Annotated in this window: 21 protein-coding genes and 1 pseudogene; 4 read left to right on the top strand and 18 right to left on the bottom strand. The window is 45.1% G+C overall.

The annotated features are described in order from the left end of the window. Positions 1-230: 230 nt before the first annotated feature. The 4 genes from ACE1CM_RS05085 to ACE1CM_RS05070 all read right to left on the bottom strand — a co-directional run bounded on the left by ACE1CM_RS05085 (position 231) and on the right by ACE1CM_RS05070 (position 5,149). Positions 231-3,620, bottom strand: a complete 3,390-nt coding sequence (locus tag ACE1CM_RS05085; protein ID WP_374876317.1) for a PAS domain S-box protein — start codon at positions 3,618-3,620, stop codon at positions 231-233. 703 nt (positions 3,621-4,323) lie between these two features. Beyond that, entirely contained in the window at positions 4,324-4,848 is a 525-nt protein-coding gene (gene fabG / locus ACE1CM_RS05080) for a 3-oxoacyl-ACP reductase FabG (RefSeq protein WP_374876367.1), read from the bottom strand. Positions 4,849-4,861: 13 nt separating this feature from the next. Then, positions 4,862-5,008, bottom strand: coding sequence for a hypothetical protein (locus ACE1CM_RS05075; RefSeq protein ID WP_374876316.1), 147 nt, complete (start codon positions 5,006-5,008; stop codon positions 4,862-4,864). Between the two features lie 15 nt (positions 5,009-5,023). Next, positions 5,024-5,149, bottom strand: a complete 126-nt coding sequence (locus tag ACE1CM_RS05070; RefSeq protein ID WP_374876315.1) for a hypothetical protein — start codon at positions 5,147-5,149, stop codon at positions 5,024-5,026. 52 nt (positions 5,150-5,201) lie between these two features. On the opposite strand from ACE1CM_RS05070, the gene ACE1CM_RS05065 reads away from it, so the two are divergent. The 3 genes from ACE1CM_RS05065 (at position 5,202) to ACE1CM_RS05055 (ending at position 7,399) form a co-directional block, all read left to right on the top strand. After that, positions 5,202-5,486: a DUF2470 domain-containing protein gene (locus ACE1CM_RS05065; RefSeq protein ID WP_374876314.1), complete on the top strand. Its 285-nt coding sequence runs from the start codon at positions 5,202-5,204 to the stop codon at positions 5,484-5,486. Positions 5,487-6,006: 520 nt separating this feature from the next. Beyond that, positions 6,007-6,180, top strand: a complete 174-nt coding sequence (locus ACE1CM_RS05060; RefSeq protein ID WP_374876313.1) for a hypothetical protein — start codon at positions 6,007-6,009, stop codon at positions 6,178-6,180. A 352-nt stretch (positions 6,181-6,532) separates the two neighbouring features. Further along, positions 6,533-7,399: a DUF4465 domain-containing protein gene (locus tag ACE1CM_RS05055; RefSeq protein WP_374876312.1), complete on the top strand. Its 867-nt coding sequence runs from the start codon at positions 6,533-6,535 to the stop codon at positions 7,397-7,399. 394 nt (positions 7,400-7,793) lie between these two features. Here the strand turns inward: ACE1CM_RS05055 and ACE1CM_RS05050 are convergent. The 6 genes and pseudogenes from ACE1CM_RS05050 to ACE1CM_RS05025 all read right to left on the bottom strand — a co-directional run. Next, positions 7,794-8,568: pseudogene (locus tag ACE1CM_RS05050) on the bottom strand (Rpn family recombination-promoting nuclease/putative transposase); the annotation flags it as partial. A gap of 83 nt (positions 8,569-8,651) precedes the next feature. After that, positions 8,652-9,014: a helix-turn-helix transcriptional regulator gene (locus ACE1CM_RS05045; protein WP_374876311.1), complete on the bottom strand. Its 363-nt coding sequence runs from the start codon at positions 9,012-9,014 to the stop codon at positions 8,652-8,654. 14 nt (positions 9,015-9,028) lie between these two features. Then, on the bottom strand, positions 9,029-9,379 hold the full coding sequence (locus tag ACE1CM_RS05040) for a helix-turn-helix domain-containing protein (RefSeq protein ID WP_374876310.1): 351 nt from the start codon (positions 9,377-9,379) through the stop codon (positions 9,029-9,031). 42 nt (positions 9,380-9,421) lie between these two features. Next, entirely contained in the window at positions 9,422-10,549 is a 1,128-nt protein-coding gene (locus ACE1CM_RS05035; protein ID WP_374876309.1) for an RNA-guided endonuclease InsQ/TnpB family protein, read from the bottom strand. A 254-nt stretch (positions 10,550-10,803) separates the two neighbouring features. Continuing rightward, positions 10,804-11,166 (bottom strand): helix-turn-helix domain-containing protein, encoded by a 363-nt coding sequence (locus ACE1CM_RS05030; RefSeq protein WP_374876308.1) that lies wholly within the window; start codon positions 11,164-11,166, stop codon positions 10,804-10,806. 14 nt (positions 11,167-11,180) lie between these two features. Beyond that, positions 11,181-11,531, bottom strand: a complete 351-nt coding sequence (locus ACE1CM_RS05025) for a helix-turn-helix domain-containing protein (RefSeq protein WP_374876307.1) — start codon at positions 11,529-11,531, stop codon at positions 11,181-11,183. Positions 11,532-11,762: 231 nt separating this feature from the next. On the opposite strand from ACE1CM_RS05025, the gene ACE1CM_RS05020 reads away from it, so the two are divergent. Further along, positions 11,763-12,242, top strand: a complete 480-nt coding sequence (locus ACE1CM_RS05020; RefSeq protein ID WP_374876306.1) for a hypothetical protein — start codon at positions 11,763-11,765, stop codon at positions 12,240-12,242. A gap of 15 nt (positions 12,243-12,257) precedes the next feature. Here the strand turns inward: ACE1CM_RS05020 and ACE1CM_RS05015 are convergent, their stop codons facing one another. From ACE1CM_RS05015 to rplQ, 8 genes are all read right to left on the bottom strand, one after another. Further along, a complete protein-coding gene (locus tag ACE1CM_RS05015) occupies positions 12,258-12,512 on the bottom strand; it encodes a hypothetical protein (protein ID WP_374876305.1) in 255 nt (84 codons plus the stop codon). Further along, positions 12,509-13,033 (bottom strand): type II toxin-antitoxin system RelE/ParE family toxin, encoded by a 525-nt coding sequence (locus ACE1CM_RS05010; protein WP_374876304.1) that lies wholly within the window; start codon positions 13,031-13,033, stop codon positions 12,509-12,511. Before ACE1CM_RS05010 ends, ACE1CM_RS05015 begins: the two co-directional genes overlap by 4 nt. Before the next feature lie 13 nt (positions 13,034-13,046). Then, positions 13,047-14,141, bottom strand: coding sequence for a peptide chain release factor 1 (prfA, locus tag ACE1CM_RS05005; RefSeq protein WP_374876303.1), 1,095 nt, complete (start codon positions 14,139-14,141; stop codon positions 13,047-13,049). Between the two features lie 113 nt (positions 14,142-14,254). Beyond that, positions 14,255-14,512, bottom strand: a complete 258-nt coding sequence (gene rpmE / locus ACE1CM_RS05000; protein WP_374876302.1) for a 50S ribosomal protein L31 — start codon at positions 14,510-14,512, stop codon at positions 14,255-14,257. Between the two features lie 541 nt (positions 14,513-15,053). Next, positions 15,054-15,467, bottom strand: coding sequence for a 30S ribosomal protein S9 (gene rpsI / locus ACE1CM_RS04995; protein ID WP_374876301.1), 414 nt, complete (start codon positions 15,465-15,467; stop codon positions 15,054-15,056). Then, the gene (gene rplM, locus ACE1CM_RS04990) at positions 15,467-15,919 is read right to left on the bottom strand and encodes a 50S ribosomal protein L13 (protein WP_374876366.1); all 453 of its coding nucleotides are present in this window, start codon (positions 15,917-15,919) and stop codon (positions 15,467-15,469) included. Before rplM ends, rpsI begins: the two co-directional genes overlap by 1 nt. A 109-nt stretch (positions 15,920-16,028) precedes the next feature. Next, positions 16,029-16,853: a tRNA pseudouridine(38-40) synthase TruA gene (gene truA / locus ACE1CM_RS04985; protein ID WP_374876365.1), complete on the bottom strand. Its 825-nt coding sequence runs from the start codon at positions 16,851-16,853 to the stop codon at positions 16,029-16,031. A gap of 114 nt (positions 16,854-16,967) precedes the next feature. Then, on the bottom strand, positions 16,968-17,330 hold the full coding sequence (gene rplQ, locus ACE1CM_RS04980) for a 50S ribosomal protein L17 (RefSeq protein WP_374876300.1): 363 nt from the start codon (positions 17,328-17,330) through the stop codon (positions 16,968-16,970). Positions 17,331-17,383: the final 53 nt, after the last annotated feature.

Raw genomic sequence — 17,383 nt, 5'->3', positions numbered from 1 at the left:
GCTAATTGCTAATGGCTCGTAATATCATCTCCTTAAGCTTTGGTTGTGTATAGTAGGGTCGGGTTTTACGAGAGATATTTGAAGGCTTGCTCCAGGAATAAATAAACCCGCGACCTTAGTGCTTTAACGATGCAACCGAACATGATATAATATAGCATTTTATAACATTAGCCATTAGCCATTAGCCTCGTTCCCACAGCTCCTGCCTGGGAACGCCATTAGCCGCCAGTTTAACAAGCTTTAAGCGGAATTTTAATCTCAAACTCTGTCCCTTTTCCGGGTGAAGAAAAACACTGCAACGACCCTTGATGGCGTGAGGTGATAATCTGATAGCTAATCGATAAACCCATGCCAGTTCCTTGACCAACTGGTTTAGTAGTAAAAAAGGGGTCAAATATTCGCTTTTGGACAGTTTCTGTCATGCCCGACCCATTATCGGCAATGCGAATTACCACCCAATTATTATCTAAGTAGGTACGAATGCGAATTGTGGGTAATTGGGAATCGGGAATTGGTAATTGGTAATTGGTATTTTCTTGTTCATCACCCTCGTTTCCTGGCTCCGCCTGGGAATGCCATGACGTATTACCCTCTAACAAAGCATCAATAGCATTACTCAAAATATTCATAAAGACTTGATTGAGTTGTCCAGCATAACATTCGACTAAAGGTAGGTTACCGTATTCTTTGATTATTTCAATAGCCAGACGGTTAGGTTGAGCTTTCAGCCGATGTGACAAAATCATCAAAGTGCTATCAATACCATCGTGAATGTTAACTGCTTTCATTTCGGCTTCATCCATGCGGGAGAAGTTACGGAGAGACAAAACAATTTTCTGGATGCGGTCTGCCCCGAACTTCATGGATTTGAATAATTTGGGCAAATCATCTAACAAAAATTCTAGCTCTATGGCTTTGCTCCATTCAATAATTTCTGGGTGGGGATTGGCATAGTGTTTCTGGTAAAGTTCGACTAGAGAAATCAGATCTTGGATGTATTCATCGGCATGGGTAAGGTTGCCGTAGATGAAGCTAGTGGGGTTGTTAATTTCGTGAGCAACTCCGGCAACGAGTTGTCCCAAACCAGACATTTTTTCGCTTTGCACCAGTTGAGCTTGCGTGCGTTGAAGTTCTCGCAATGTTTGCTCTAACTCGAAGGCTTGTTGCCTTAACTGTCCTTCCGATTCCCGCAAGGCTGCTTCTGCTTGTTTGCGTTCGGTGATGTCTTCAGTAATTGCTAACAGATATTGGGGGTTACCTTCTGCATCTAAAATCGCTGTTTTCTTGGTGTGTAATATGCGCGATTCTCCGGTTCCGCTTCGGATGGTTTCTTCAGGGATATCCAGAATTTTCTTGCTCTGGAGAACTTCCCGATCAATGCTAGTGAAAAAGTCGGCTTGTTCTTTGGGGAAAAAGTCATAGTCATTTTTGCCCAAGGCTTGTTCGGCAGTTAAACCCAGCACCTCTTCTGCGGCTGGATTCCACAAGACAAACCGTAATTCTTCGGCTTCCTTTGCTACTACCCCAACTGGCAGAGTATTTAAGACGGACTGCAAAAACTTTTGGGTCTGTTGTAATTCTGCTTCTACCTGTTTGCGCTCTCTAATATCGCGGATAATAGTAGAAAGAAACTCAACTTCTCCCGGTTCTGACTTGTGTACCATAATCACCTGAGAAACGGGAATTTCTTGCCCATTGCGATGCAAAAGAACGTTTTCACCCGACCAAGTTCCCTCTTGCAAGGCAATTGACATTGCCTTTTCCGTTGCTTCTATTGCTCTGGGAGCAATTAAACTCATGCAATTAATGGTTGAGATGTCTTCATCCAATTCCAACCCCACCATTTTGCGTCCAGCTTGATTGATGTATGTATGATATCCGTTAGCATCGGCAACGCCAACGAAGTCGGTGGTTGCTTCCAGAATGGCAACGAGTCTTCGCTGTTCTTTTTCGGCAATTTTGCGGAAGCTTCGCGCAGCTTGCTGTTCGCTAATATCGCCCACGATCCCCTGAAAACCAACCACATTGCCATCGGTGTCTTTTATCGGTGAAGTATTAGCTATCATCGAACAGCAACTACCATCTTTCCGTAAGGCGCGAAATTCTAGCCCTGCTTGCTTTTGACCAGTTGCTACAATTCGATCCAAAAAGGCGTAACACCTCGGCAAATCATCCGGATGGATTAAGCGTGCAAACGACTGTCCTAGAAACTCCTGGATGTCATATCCCAAAATATCGGTGAAATTAGGAGCGAGATAAGTGAATAATCCGTCTGTGGTGAAAGAGAAAATCAAATCAGTGGCATTTTCTACAATGCTGCGGAACTTGGCTTCACTGGCGGCTAATGCTGCTTCGGCGGCAATGCGATCGCTAATATCCCGCGCCATACCAATCAAACCGATAATGTTTCCTTCCCCATCGCGCCAAGGACTTTTAGTGGTTAGATACGTCTTTATTTTATCCTTGTAATCTAAAATTTTTTCAATCGTCTCGGACAAGCCTGTATTCATAATTTTCAAGTCATTTTCTCTCATTTTAAGCGCTGTTTTTTTGCCAAATATTTCCGCGTCTTTCTTATTATTCATTTCCTTGATTGATTTGCCAAAAAAATCGGCAAACGCCGAATTTATCATCACGTAGCGTCCCTCAATATCTTTAACAAAAACGACATCGGGGGTGCTTTCAATCACCGATTGCAAGAGGTTATAACTGTGCTGGAGTTCGGCAAGGGCGGCTTTGCGATCGCCTATTTCTCGCAAAACTGCATGAAGTATTTGCCTACCATCTACTGCGATCGCCGTGAGTAAAACTTCTACCCAAAAATCTTCTCCATCCATGCGGCGATGCACCCACTCAAACCGATGACTGCCTTTTTGCAATGCCGTTTCAATCAATTCATTGGCTTTCTCGAATGAACCACGACCATCAGGTTGAGTCAAAGGCGAAATCTCAGACGGATGTAGGGATAATAACTGCTCTTTATTGGCGCAGCGCATCATTTCAACGGCAGCTTGATTGCAGTCTGTAAACACTCCCCCATCAAAAATTAAAATGGCATCGGCTGATTTTTCAAACAGTTGTCTCAGTCTTGCTTCTGCTTTTTCCCGTTCCCGAATTTCTTGCTGTAACCTAGTAACTGTCTGCTGTAATTTGGCAGTGCGTTCAACAACTCTAATTTCTAATTCTTCCTTAGCCTGTTGCAGCGCTAATTCGGCCTGTTTGCGATCAGTAATATCTCTAGCAATGCCGCAGACGGCGTAAGGCTTCCCCTCGCCGTTCAAAAGCGGGAACTTGAGGGAAATGTAGGTGTGTATTCCATCTGCTTGAGGCACCAACTCTTCTAATTCGATTAATTTGCCGCTTGCAAAAACTTGCAGATCTATTTGTCGGAAAGCTTCTGCCGCTTCTGGCGGAAAAATATCGTAATCGGTCTGACCCCGAATCTCTTCGCGGCTGATGTTAAACAAAGTCTCGAACTGCTGATTTATTAATAAATAAGTGCCGTTTGTCTGCCTAAATTCCTTGACAAAAATACAGGCATTTGTATTATCAACGATGCTTTGCAATAGTTGCTGACTGTTATGCAACTCTTGTGGGAGTTTCTGCGATCTAGGGTACATAAACTCAACTCTTTAATTAATCTGTGTTTTTTTGGCATCAGTTGATGCTCTAACTCTCAACCCACTTGACTTAATTGCCTTGGGAAGTAGGAACAGAGTTTTTTTAGACTTACAGAATAGTCTGGCAGCCTAAAAGCGCACTGACTTTTAGTCGTGGGATGAAACGCGACACGGGCAGCAGTTTTCTGTTGTATGGTATAATCCCACCACTCTTACAGGCTGAAAAACCCACTGGACCTGCCCGACAAATATGGCTCAAACAGTGCCACAGGACAGCCTATGGCGATAACTCGTAAAACAGCTAGGCAATACCCAACGGATTGCGACAACCCAAAAAGATTTCGCTGTAAGGCAGGTACGGTAGGGCATACCGAAACTTCTGCTGCAAAGCAGAAAACGCTTGGAGAGCCAACCTTAAGTGGGCATCTAGATAGCAAGTGATATTCTAGTAAGCTCGGTTGGGACATGATGTGTAAGACCTCAAGTATGGGCAACCAGAACGGGGCAATACCAGCTCAAGAATCCCACGACTTTAGCGACGTAAGCAGCGCAGTCATGGGAGTGTCAATTAACTATTAAAGTACCCAGTTCAAGTCCCAAATCAACAATTGCACTGCACTAAAAGTACCTACAGCGCGATCGCCTGATGCTACAAATGAGGCAGATTGGCAAGTAATCTCTTCTCCTCGTTCCCCCATATTCGCTAAATATTGCCATAAACAGGAATAGCAGCGCCTCTCACATCTTTAGCTGCTTCAGACGCTAGGAAACAAATGACTTGCGCTAAAGATTCCGGTTTTACCCACTTAGAAGCATTTTCTTCCCCCATTGCTTGTCGGTTGCTGGGGGTGTCGATGATGGTGGGTAGGACGACGTTGGCGGTGATGTTAGTGTTTTTGGTTTCGTCGGCGATCGCTTGCGTCAATGCTACCACTCCCGCTTTAGACGCGCAGTATGCTGCCATTTGTCCCCCCGGTTGTACGGCACCCCGCGAACCAACGGTGACGATGGGTCCGCAGTCATTTTGTACCATTTTTTTCAGGCTGTGCTGACAAACTAAAAAAGTCGTATTCAGGTTTAAATCCAGCTGTTGTTTCCAATCTGTAAAGCTGTATTCGTGGGTTTTACCGATCGAAAAACCACCCACGAGGTGAATTAGCACATCCACCCGTTCCATGCGGTTAATTAAGTTCTCTACCGAACCTTCATCGGTGAGATTGCTAAGTATAAATTGAATCCTGTCAAAATCCTTCGGCGTTAGAATCCCCTTGAGGAAAATTGAGATCAGGAATGGTTACCGATGTTGCACCTTGGGCGAGAACTGTTGGCGTCACGCCCAACCCCAGTCCGCCAGTACCGCCGGTGACTAATACATGCTTGTCTTTCATGGTTGTTTAATCCTGTCACATCCCATTTTCAACATACCGCGACATAGGATAGTACAGCGGATTGCTTGCCTCGTCTTGGTACAGCATTTTCGCTTCCTGTGCCAGCAGCATTAATGCTGCTGGCACACGAAGGTGTACCATCAACGGCTGCAATCCGCTGTAAAATTCAACAGGATAGCTGATGGAGTTTCTCATGTCTGAACAGTTTTCTGCCGCTGTGAGCGAACGCATTTGCTCCCACATGAATGACGACCACGCCGACGCGGTATTACTTTATGCCAAAGCATTCAGTAATTTAACAGATGCCACCGCCGCCCAGATGTTATCCATCGACTCAGAAGGCATGGATTTGAACGCGCAGGTGAACGGTGCTGCTGTACCCGTCCGCATCCAATTTGACCATGTATTAAAAGATGCCGAAGATGCTCACCATACACTGATTGATATGGTAAAGCAAGCCAGAATTAAGGCTAAATAAAATAGCCCGCACTACATAGAAACCCGGTTTCTTAGAGAAACCGGGTTTCTTTTGCTCACGCTCTCCTTCTCGGTAGATACACCGCTACCTTTGTCAGACTTCTGTCCCCTTTTATGAAGATAGTGTGAAGCGGCTCCGTATACTCACTGAGAGACAAGCTATAAATATAGTTTATTGATGAAACTGCCGGTGTTGCACCTCGATGCCAGTTTCTACAACCTCGATACCCCGGACAGCCCCATTGTGCTACGGTTTGCGAGATTACGCGCCATCTCTTGCCTACTGCCTAGCCGTTTCTGCGTAGCATACAGTGCCTTTGTTGATTTCGGCATGAAAAAGTTGTAGCACATGGGGCAAACAATGACGGCACTTAAAAGTGCCTACGGCTTCCTGCCACCCCGCGCATGTAGTGGGTTTCCGCCTTCAATTTTTGTGAAGTTCGCCCAAAGCGGGCGATCCTGCCGAAGTCTTTGTTCTTTTTGAACGGCGATTTACTGGAATTAATTTAGCAAAAACTAATATGATCAATGTCAACTGCGAAGAAACACCTCCACCACAAGAACCGACAAAAGTGCCCGTTCCTTCTGCCACGCTAGGTTTACTAACCCTGGGCACTTCTTCGCGCTCTTTGGGCACTTCTTCGCCAACAAAAGCAGCACAAACCAACACAGAAGCCGAAAGCCAACTAATGTAGCCACAAAATTAATCAGCGATCGCATCTGTGCCTCCATTCCTTAAGGTAAAGCGATCGCGTCTATAAATCTATCGTATGATTAACCTGAAGCAAAAATTAGGAAAAACATCAGGGTAAGGAGAAAAGTAACTTTTCTCTGGTGAACTCTATTTAGTCAACCAGACTGCCGCAAACACTGCCACGATTGCTTTAGAGAGTTTGTTACCTTTTGTTTACAATTAATTATTATTTACAAACATAAGTGTTAAGAATAAACAGATGTTTAAATATTCTGTGAAGATGGGATAGATAGGATTTTTTTGTGTAAATTAATAGGAGAACTTAAAACTTGTTTTGTGGAGGATAAAAAATAATGAAAATCAAATTTATATTTTATGCGTTGGCAATAGGTCTGGGAGCTATGGCTTCTCCATCAGCCTTAGCACAACGAGTTGTTGACTTTGAAGACTTAACTTTACCGCCACAATCTTTCTACAACGGTTCTGATGGTGGTGGTGGGTTTACAAGTAGAGGGGCTTTTTTCAACAACAGCTACAACCCAAAATTTGACAGTTGGTTTGGTTGGTCTTATTCCAACACAACTGATACAACGACGCCAGGATTTACCAATCAATACAGTGCCTATACTGGAGGAGGCTTTGCTGGTTCGAGCAACTACGGGGTCGGTTATGTGAATTTTCCTGGTACAACTTTCCCTGGTAGTAGCTACATCGATTTACCATCTGGCTTTAGTGTCGAGTCAGCTCGAATTACTAATACGACTTATGCCGTATTATCAATGCTTAATGGAGATCAATTCGCCAAGAAGTTTGGTGGAGTCAGTGGTAACGATCCAGACTTTTTCCTGTTGACCATCACAGGTCTTGATCAAAAAAATGCAACAGTCGGTAGCGTTGACTTCTATTTAGCGGACTATCGTTTTGAAGACAATTCAAAGGACTATATCGTCGATACATGGGAACTGGTTGACTTATCTAGTTTGAAAAAAGCCAGTAGGCTATCTTTCGCAGTGACCTCATCAGATATTGGTCCATTCGGCTTGAATACACCAGCATATGTGGCTATTGACAACATTACCCTGGAACAGTCGGATGCAGCCAGAGTTCCTGAACCAACTTCCGCACTGAATCTATTAGCTTTTGGTACTTTAGGCGCTCTTTGGGCACTTCTTCGCCAGCAAAAGCATCACAAATCAACAGAGAAGCAGAAAGCCAACTAACACAGCAACAAACTATCCTGCGCGATCGCATCCACCGTCGAGTCCTTAAGGTCAAGCGATCGCTTCAAACTAATTTCTAGCTGCTTCAATTATCCAACTCTCTGAGTTCGATACTTTCTAGCAGCATTTGTTTATTAATCGCCAACTCAGAACTATTAACCTCACCAATAAGGGTATCGCTACTGAGAGTTTGACGCACCTGCTTGAGAGCATTACGCTGTGCTGAACGCTGTTCCTGTTTGCACCAAAGGGATATGGCACTCGATAAATCTTCAATTTGATCCGGTAATGGTGCAATTAACCCAGCCAACTCAGCTAAGTCTTCAGCAGAAAATAGCGATCGCTGATTCTTTAATAACTCGATAAAAGCGGTAATATTCTGTTGGTAAAACAGCTCTGCTACTGGTTGAACGAGTTCCAGAGGTAAATCTAAGGCTTCTGGGATCGCCTGCAAACTCAAACCCAACTCTAGCAGTCTCGGTATAGTTTCTAACTTACCTTGCTGCTTACCTTCTTCCTTGGCTTCCTGATAAACTTTCGTTTGTTTGAGTTCAGCTAAACCTAACATAATTTCAATCTCCTTACGGCTCTTTTGCGGTAATTTGTAAATTATTATTGTCTCAATTAGATCGATTAGGTCACGTCTTATCCCTTCATCTGTTAGATGTTCCCTAGCTTCCTCAATTAACCATCTTGCCAGTTGGGGGTGCTGTCTCTTCAGACTCTATCACCAGCTTAACAACTCCCACCCCCAAAGAACTTTCGGCAGCTTCCCCTAACTCATCCAAGTAAATACGTTTGACGCGGTTGAGGTTAAGCAATTCGCCAAACTGAAGAGTTTGCAGCCTTTCCACAGTGCGACTGGGATAAATTACCACCACTTGCCAGGGATAGGGTGGCTGATATTGTCGTAAAAATAGAAACAGTTCCCCAAATAAGCGGTAGTATAAATTTTCATCCGGTTGAAACTGCACTTCTACGACATAAAAGGGTTTTTTTAGGTCGTTAGTGCTGGGTAAGAATAAACCATCAAGGCGGAAGGATAGTTGTTTGATTTCTCTGGAAGTAAACTCATAAAAATTGGCTTCTCCAGGCGGACGTTCAATTAGTTCAAAGAAGATACTAGGAAATGCCTGAAACAAGTTATAGAAGATGGTGTCAGTTTTCAAGGATTTTCACCACTAAAGGGCTACTCCACTCACCAAAAGTTATTGACAATATATCACTTATATGAATAGGCACTAGAAGCAGTTCAACTAGCTTTTGCTTGCTCGTTGGAAGACTTAGCAGCAGCAGCGAGTCGTTCCAATATCGCTCGACCAAGCACTGCCACGTCACCGATCGGCATACACTGAATTTTCTTGAGCATATCATTCAAATCCACAGGTTCTGGCAGCCGCTTCCCTTCGAGGTAACAAAGAAGCTCTTCCATCGTGAACCCTGCCCTAACTGCAATTTGAGCCAAATTCTCTGTATCTGGGATAGTCTGCCCCTTTTCCCACAGTTGCACCGCAGTCGCAGACACTCCCAAAAGCTTACCAAACGCTCGCTGGCTCATCTCGCCACCCGCCCGTTTGACAATTTCGATTAGCTTCTCTTTTCCTTGTGAGTTCACAGTACTTTTCTAGTTCACGCTCCCAAAGACTCAGCCGCCTCAGTAAATCTATCCGCCACAGCTCGACTAATCATCGCTACCTGAGACAGAGGCATGACTTTAATTTTATTAATAATTTGATTGATCTCAGAAGGTTCAGACAGGGGTTTACCCTCCAAAAAGCCAAGTAGTTCTTCTAAGGTATAACCGGATCTCGCAGCTATTTTCGCCAAATTTTCGGTATCGGGAACTGTATCGCCCCTTTCCCAAAGCTGAACTGCTGTAGCAGAAACTCCCAACAGCTTGCCAAAAGCTCGCTGACTCATCGCACCACGAGCCTTTTTTACGATCGCAATCAGTTTATCTGCTAGATAAAATCTAGACAAAACTAGACATTACTTGACGTTTCATCAGGAGCATGGGAGGGGTTATCCCTTAACGTCCAGGCACGGCTTAGCCCTCCGTGCATATTTCTCTAAATTTTTAGATGCATTTAAGTCTCGGTCAATACTTAGCTGACAATTATGGCAAACATAAACACGTTGAGCCAAACTAATGTCTTGAACCTCTCCACAACTTGAACAAGTTTTACTAGATGGGTAAAATCTATCAACTATGATGAGAGTTCCACCGTATCTAATAACTTTATATTCAACCTGTCTCCGAAATTCTGAGAAATTAGCATCCCTGAGGGCACCAGCTAACCGATGATTTTTTAACATTCCAGAGGTATTCAAGTCTTCTAAAGCAACTACTGCGTGGTTTTTGCAGATATATGTGGTTGCTTTATGCGTTGCATCAGTACGAATATTAGCAATTTTTCTATGCAGTTTAGCTATCCTCAGTTTTTGTTTTTTATAGCGATTACTCCCTTTAACTTTTCTAGCAATTTGACGTTGCAATCTCTTTAAAAGCGCTTGGCCTCTTTTTAAGGCTTTGGGATTGACAAAAACTACTCCTGTTGATAAATTAGCTAAATTTTTTATTCCTAAATCTACCCCGACATAATCAGATTTTTTAGAGGTGATTTCTGGGTAGATTTCATAAGCGCAAGCAATATACCAATCGCCCGCTGTTTGGGATATAGTAACCTTGGTTGTTGTGGTGTGAGGTAAAGATTCATAAGTTGACACCCATCCAATCGTTGGTAATTTAATTCGGTTTCCGCCTATGGCAATTGGTTTTCCCCCGGCATTGATTGTAAAACTCTCATGACAGCCTTTCCTTTTAAATTTGGGAAATTCTGCTCGCCGAGCAAAAAAGTTTTTAAAGGCTTTCCCTAAATTCTCAAACGCAAATTCAGTAATTTTTTGACAGATACCTTTTTCTTTAATCCAAGGAAAAAGCGGCTTAACTTCATTATTAAAGAATTTCTTTAGCAGGTAATGATTTGGCTGAAGTCCCGATTGGTATAAAGCTTGCCAAGTTGCTAGCCCCCAGTTATAAGTAAACCGAGATATTCCCGCATGTTTTGCCATCAAAACTTTTTGGGATTCGGTCAATTTCAGCTTGGTTTTAATGGCGGTTAACAACAGAGAAAAATGTCCTTTAAACAAAGCTTAAATCTTAATCGAATACCAGCCGTGTTGCCGAGCGTCATAACCAATTATAACCATCACCAGCCGTGGCGATATCCAGCGCTAATAGTTAAATATTATTACAGCGAGATGTAGTACTTTTTCAGAAAATGTCTAAGTTTTTGCGTTCCTAGTAATCACTCTCCCTTCAATATTCAACACTGGATTGGCTATTCCACTCACCAACAGTTATTGACAATATATCACTTATATGAATACGCTCTACGATCGGTTCAACTAGCTTTTGCTTGCTCGTTGGAAGACTTAGCAGCAGCAGCGAGTCGCTCCAAAATAGCTTGACCAAGCACTGCCACGTCACTAATAGGCATACATTGAATTTTTTTCAGCATTTCATTCAAATCCACAGGTTCTGGCAGTGGCTTCCCTTCCAGGTAACAAAGTAGCTCTTCCATCGTGAAGCCTGCTCTAACTGCAATTTGAGCCAAATTCTCTGTATCTGGGATAGTTTGCCCCTTTTCCCACAGTTGCACCGCAGTCGCAGAGACTCCCAAAAGCTTACCAAACGCCCGCTGACTCATCTCGCCACGCGCCCGTTTTACAACCTCGATTAGCTTCTCTTTTCCTTCTGCGTTCACAGTAATTTTCTAGTTCACCCTCCCAAAGATTCAGCTTCCTCAGAAAATCTATCCGCCACCGCTCTACTAATCATCGCCACCTGAGACAGGGGCATGACTTTAATTTTATTGAGAATTTGATTAATTTCAGAGGGTTCTGACAGGGGTTTACCCTCCAAAAAACCAAGTAGTTCTTCTAATGTATAACCCGATCTCGCAGCTATTTTCGCCAAATTTTCGGTGTCGGGAACTGTATCGCCCCTTTCCCAAAGCTGAACTGCTGTAGCAGAAACTCCCAACAGCTTGCCAAAGGCTCGTTGACTCATCGCACCACGAGCCTTTTTTACGATCGCAATCAGTTTATCCCTAGCTTCGATATTCAACACTGGAGGGCTACCCCACCGCCTCTACAAGTCAACTGGTCAATTCTTACATTATTATTATTTATCCTTTTAAAGGATAACTTGCCACTTGCGCTAACAAGCCTTTTTAGTATATAATTACATTTATAAATAACAATTTAGTCATCCCGACCGGATTGAGCCTACGACGGCATTTAAGGGATCGGGTTGCGGTGTTATTCAAATTTAGAGCGATCGCTCACAGATGAGGATACCATGAAAAGGCGCAAAACTCGCAAAACTCGCCAAACGGGACAAAGCCTGACAGCTGCTGGGAAAATCCACCCCGAAAAGTGGAACATCTCGCCACAAGAAGCAGCCTTTGCCCTCAAAGCGCTGGGTATCGCCGTCAAACAAGTGAGAAAAGTCCGCTGTCTCCCGCATCAGGTTTGCGTCTCCTACTGGAACGAACAAGACAAAGCGTGCAGTTCGTTTTTCAGCTACCGAGCCTTTCCCACTTGGCAGCAAGCAGTAGAGCAACTAATTGCCACCACTCAAACTATCCCACAATTCGAGTATTTGGCACAGATAGTTGAATACGACCTAGTACAGTTTCCTTACCCGGTAGAAATGGCAGACGCCATCTGGGATGCCCTCAAAAACCGCCAATCCCAACTTTTAGTCGCCAAACGAGAAGCCGAAATAGAACAAAGCCTAGCCGCAAAACCCGCCCTTTCTTTGGCAAGTTCGCGCTAAAGTCTTGACAAAATATTATTCCTCAGTTAAACCCAATCTAGCTCGCGCTTCTGCTGCTGAAACAGTTTTTGTTTGCTGCCCACGCTCATCAAGAAACGCCATAAATTCCCGATTTTGGCGGGTTAACTCAATTTCTCGATCGAAGTCATTAATCTCAGCCAGGATAAATTCTAGACCATCAGGAGTTCGCAGAATTAGATTTTGATGTCTAGCTTCTGTCAGCACGGTAGCTAAAGATACTGAATCCAACGAAACATCAATAACCTTCATAGGTTAAACTCCTTTCCCCGAACATAAAGTTTGTTGTGTTCTTTAAAGCCCACAACCTCAATTTTAACTACTCTGACGATTTCAGGACTTTCTTCACTGATAACATCATAGAACACCCGGTACCTACCAATCCGCAATTCCCACTCGGCAACCTGATTCGGACGAAGGCGCTTGCGGTTGTTTGTTGCAACGGTTGGCTCGTAAGTAAGCTGTAGATCGATTTCATCAACAATTAGCCGCCGTTCAGCCTTGCGAAAATACTCCAAATCAATCAGCGCTTCGTCCGTATATTCGATGTCATACATTTCATCATACCAATAGCGATCGGCGCATTGATCCGCTAATTTTTTGGAACGACCTATATAAATAATCTCACCCGCTTGCCCAAAGGCAAAGTATATAGCGGGTGAGCTAGGTAAATTATGTTTTTCTGTGAGAGGAAGAGAAGGTAAAGTTAAAGAATTAACATGCAAAAATTCTGGCATTTCAATTACCTTTGACTCTTCCTCTGTAATTTTCACTCAATCAATTGCATTAAGACCCAGAAGCCGCCAGTTCAGCCAAGCGTTCCTGCTGGTCTTGGCTAATGCAGGCTTGAATCACAGGCTCCAAGTCACCTTCCAACACCGTACTTAGGGTGTAATTCTGATTCAAGCGATGGTCAGTAGCGCGATTATCTTTGTAATTGTAAGTGCGGATTTTTTCCGAACGGGAACCCGTACCGACTTGCATCAGTCGCATCGACCTGACTGCTTCTTGTTGTTCGCGCAGCTTCATTTCATAAAGCTTCGCTCGCAAAATCTGCATCGCCCGTTCTTTGTTTTGCAGCTGACTTCGCTCTTCCGTACAGAAAATGCGAATACCCGTCGGTTTGTGGAACAAGTCAGCCGCCGTTTCCACCTTGTTGACGTTTTGTCCGCCAGCACCGCCGGAACGAGCAGTTTTCATTTCAATATCCTTCGGGTCGATATGCACTTCCACCTCATCGACTTCCGGCATGATCGCCACGGTAGCCGTTGAAGTGTGAACCCGTCCGCCCGCTTCAGTTACAGGAACCCGCTGCACGCGGTGAACCCCAGCTTCAAATTTCAGCTTGCTGTAAACTTGGTCGCCCTGAATTTCCAACACGGCTTCTTTAAAGCCGCCCATCTCAGCTAGCGACTCGCTCATCAGTTTTACTTTCCAGCCTTGAGTTTCGGCGTAGCGCGAGTACATCCGCAGTAAGTCACCCGCCCAGATACTCGCTTCATCACCACCCGTCCCGGCTCGAATTTCCAACATGATGTTTTTATCATCATTGGGATCGCGGGGCAGAAGTAAGATCTTGAGGCGATTTTCTAAATGCTCTATTTTTTCCTCTAATTCTTTGACTTCCAAAGATGCCATTTCCTGCAACTCTGGGTCGCCACTTGCTTCTTTGAGGATTTGTTTAGCTCCTACCAGATCTTCGGTGGCTTTTTTCCAATCTTCATAAGTATTAACCACTTCTTCCAAGGAGGAGCGCGCCTTGGCTACTTTTTGATACTCTTGAGGATCGGAAGCAATATCTGGATCGGCTAATTTGCGGTTGAGTTCGTTAAAAGTTAGCTCAACGGATTTAAGTTTGTCTAGCAGGTAAGTTTCAGCCATAGTCAGTTGTCAGTTGTCAGTTGTCGTTGATTAAACAAGCTCGAAAAATAAGTTAAGCGTCGGTTGTCAGTAGAAGACTACGGACAACGGACTACAGACAAATGACTATCCCGCTACCGTTTCTTTTTGCCGCCAGTACCACCAGCTGGAGATTGGTCGCCACCTTCCAACATGCCGTACTTACGCAGGAAGCGCTCAACGCGACCTTCGGTGTCGATGATTTTTTGGGTGCCGGTGAAGAAGGGATGGTTACCCGACCACACGTCTACGTGGAGTTCTGGCTGGGTGGAACCAACGGTCATCACAACTTGACCGTTGCAGTAAACTTTGGCTTCCGGGTACCACTTAGGGTGAATATCAGGTTTTGGCATTTTGTTCGCTCCTCGACAAATTTCTCTGGTTGGTCATTGGTAATTGGTAATTGGTAATTTCAGATTTTAGATTTCAGATTTTAGATTTTAAGAAAGCTCTCCAGCTTAAATCTGCAATCTGCAATCTCCCATCTGAAATCACCTTAAACCTGCGGGAGTATGCAAACCCCCATCTTTTAAGTGGGGATGAAATACTTAACGAGCCATTTTAATTGCTGTACCCGGCGCGGATTATAGGGGTATGGTTGCCCCTCGGTGGGGATATGGTTGTCCCCGAAACGCCCATTGCTGGGGTAAAGTTAGCCAAGGCCATTGTTATCGGTCGGTACTATCTCAGTCGCACTGTCTTACCCCGAGTAAAACTGTTTAACGACCGAGTTCTAGAGCTACAAACTGGCTACGCATTTGTAGGTAGGAACTTGAACGCTTACTGATAACTTCGTTTCCCCATTGTCGGGACTATGGCTGGTCAGCTACCTAAAAAGATGAGGCAGTGAGCCGCCGTCTCTTTAGAGCGGGGTGCTGACTCCTATACCATATTTTAACGCTTAGAGTACTGAGGTGCTTTGCGAGCTTTATGCAAGCCGTATTTCTTGCGCTCTTTCGCCCGTGGGTCGCGGGTGAGATAGCCTTCGGTTTTGAGCGGCTTGCGGTTGTCTGGGTCTAATTGACACAAAGCTCTAGCCACGCCTAAGCGAATGGCATCTGCCTGACCTGAGACGCCGCCACCGTGGGCGTTGACGAGGACATCGTATTCATTTTCCAGTCCCAAGGTTTCCAAAGGGGCTTTGGCGAGGGACAGAAAGGCGGTGTTGAACTGGAGGTATAGATCCCCTGGTTTTCCGTTGACTGTCATTTGACCGCTACCGGGCACTAGGCGCACGCGGGCTACGGCTGATTTGCGACGCCCGGTGCCCCAGTACATGACGCGATCGCTTGCTTCTGTTGCTTGCATTATTCTTCTCCTGGAATGGTGTTAATTTTCAATGCTTGGGGTTTTTGAGCCGCGTGGGGATGGTCTGGCCCAGCGTATACTTTCAGCTTGGTAAACAAGCTGCGACCGAGGGAATTTTTTGGCAGCATCCCGCGCACGGCGTGTTCGACTATCCGTTCTGGTATGCGTGCTTGTAATTGAGCAAAAGTCTCGGTTTTCATACCCCCTGGTCTTTGGGAAGTGCGCCAATAAATTTTTTGGGAACGTTTTTTCCCAGTGACCATTACTTTCTCGGCGTTAACGACGATCACGAAATCCCCCGTATCCATATGGGGGGTATAAGTCGGCTTGTTTTTCCCCCGCAAGATCGCGGCAATTTCGCTAGCCAGACGCCCCAATCTTTGATTGGCAGCATCTACAACGTACCACTGTTGCTCGAGGGTATCTTTATTAGGAAGGTAGGTTTTGTTCATCTTTTTCTCGTGATAGCGATCGCTAATTGGTAATTGGTAATTGGTCAAAAACTTTATATTTTACCATTACCCTCGTTCCCACGGCAGAGCCTGGGAACGCCATTACCGATTAGCAAAAAACAAATTTGGGCTGGTTGTCAAACCAGATTTCTTTTGCCAATGGAAATTCCGGATAGCCGACCCGCAACAGACACAAGCCTTGTGGTGGAGCTGCATACTTGACTTCAGATCGCTTTTGGTGTACCCAGAGCGAGGTAAAATTTGCTTCTGAGCGATCGCCTCGACCCACCTGAACTAGCAACCCCACGAGTAGTCGCACCATGCCATACAAAAATCCATCGGCTTGAATTTCGATGTGAATCAATGGCCCTTTCCGGTAGCACACTACTTCCTGCACCTCGACTTTAGAATGAGATCGACCAGAATTTGCGCGATGAAAGGCAGCCAAATCGTGGTGACCGATTAGTGGGTTAAGCGCCGCTTGCATCAGCGATTCGTCGAGCGGGGCATAATAATAATGCCAAGCCAAGGGTCGGAGGAACAAGTTCGGTTGCGCGTCTGTATAGATCGTATAGCGATAGCGCCGCCAGCTGGCACTAAAGCGGGCGTGCCAGTGAGAATCTACGGCAGCAGATGCCAGAATTAATATATCTTTCGGCAGTTGAGTATTGAGAACTGCCGCCCACTTGTCGGCAGGGATGGAACTGCTGTGGTCAAAATGAGCCACTTGGGCGGCGGCGTGAACTCCGGCATCGGTTCGACCGGCGCCGTGCAGCGTCACGGGATGATTGAGAATACCAGAAAGTACGTTTTCGATTTCCTCTTGTACCGTGCGATCGCTCTTTTGCCGTTGCCACCCATGAAAATGTGTGCCCAGGTATTGAATTACCAGGGCGACTCGCTGCTTGCCTGTGATCTGCTGTCCGTTGTCCATTTTGTTGCCGATTGGTAATTGGTAAAAAGGCGATCGCGTAATTTCCATTACTGATTCCATTACCCTCGTTCCCACGGCAGAGCCTGGGAACGCCATTACCCATTACCAATTACCTCAAACCAGTTCAATAATTGCCATTTCGGCATTATCGCCCCGGCGAGGGACGGTTCGCAGGATGCGGGTATAGCCACCAGCGCGATTGCCATAGCGAGCTTTTGCTCCACTTGGTCCTTCATCAAACAGCGCGTGGACGAGATCTTTATCGTAGATATAGCCCAACGCTTGTCTGCGCGCTGCCAAAGAGCCATCCTTGGCTAAACCGATCATTTTTTCAGCCTCAGACCTAACTGCCTTAGCTCTTACTTTTGTGGTTTCGATCCTACCGTGACGCAGCAGTTGGGTTGTCAGCGCTCTTAAGAGCGCCCGACGCTGATCTGCTGGCTTACCAAGTTGAGGAACGCGACGACCGTGACGCATAGTGATTGTTAGCTAGTAATTGGTAATCGGTGATTGGTAATGGGTAATGGGTA

Source organism: Microseira sp. BLCC-F43 (assembly GCF_041929235.1).
Taxonomy (GTDB): domain Bacteria; phylum Cyanobacteriota; class Cyanobacteriia; order Cyanobacteriales; family Aerosakkonemataceae; genus Microseira.
This window is presented reverse-complemented; position numbering and strand designations above follow the sequence as displayed.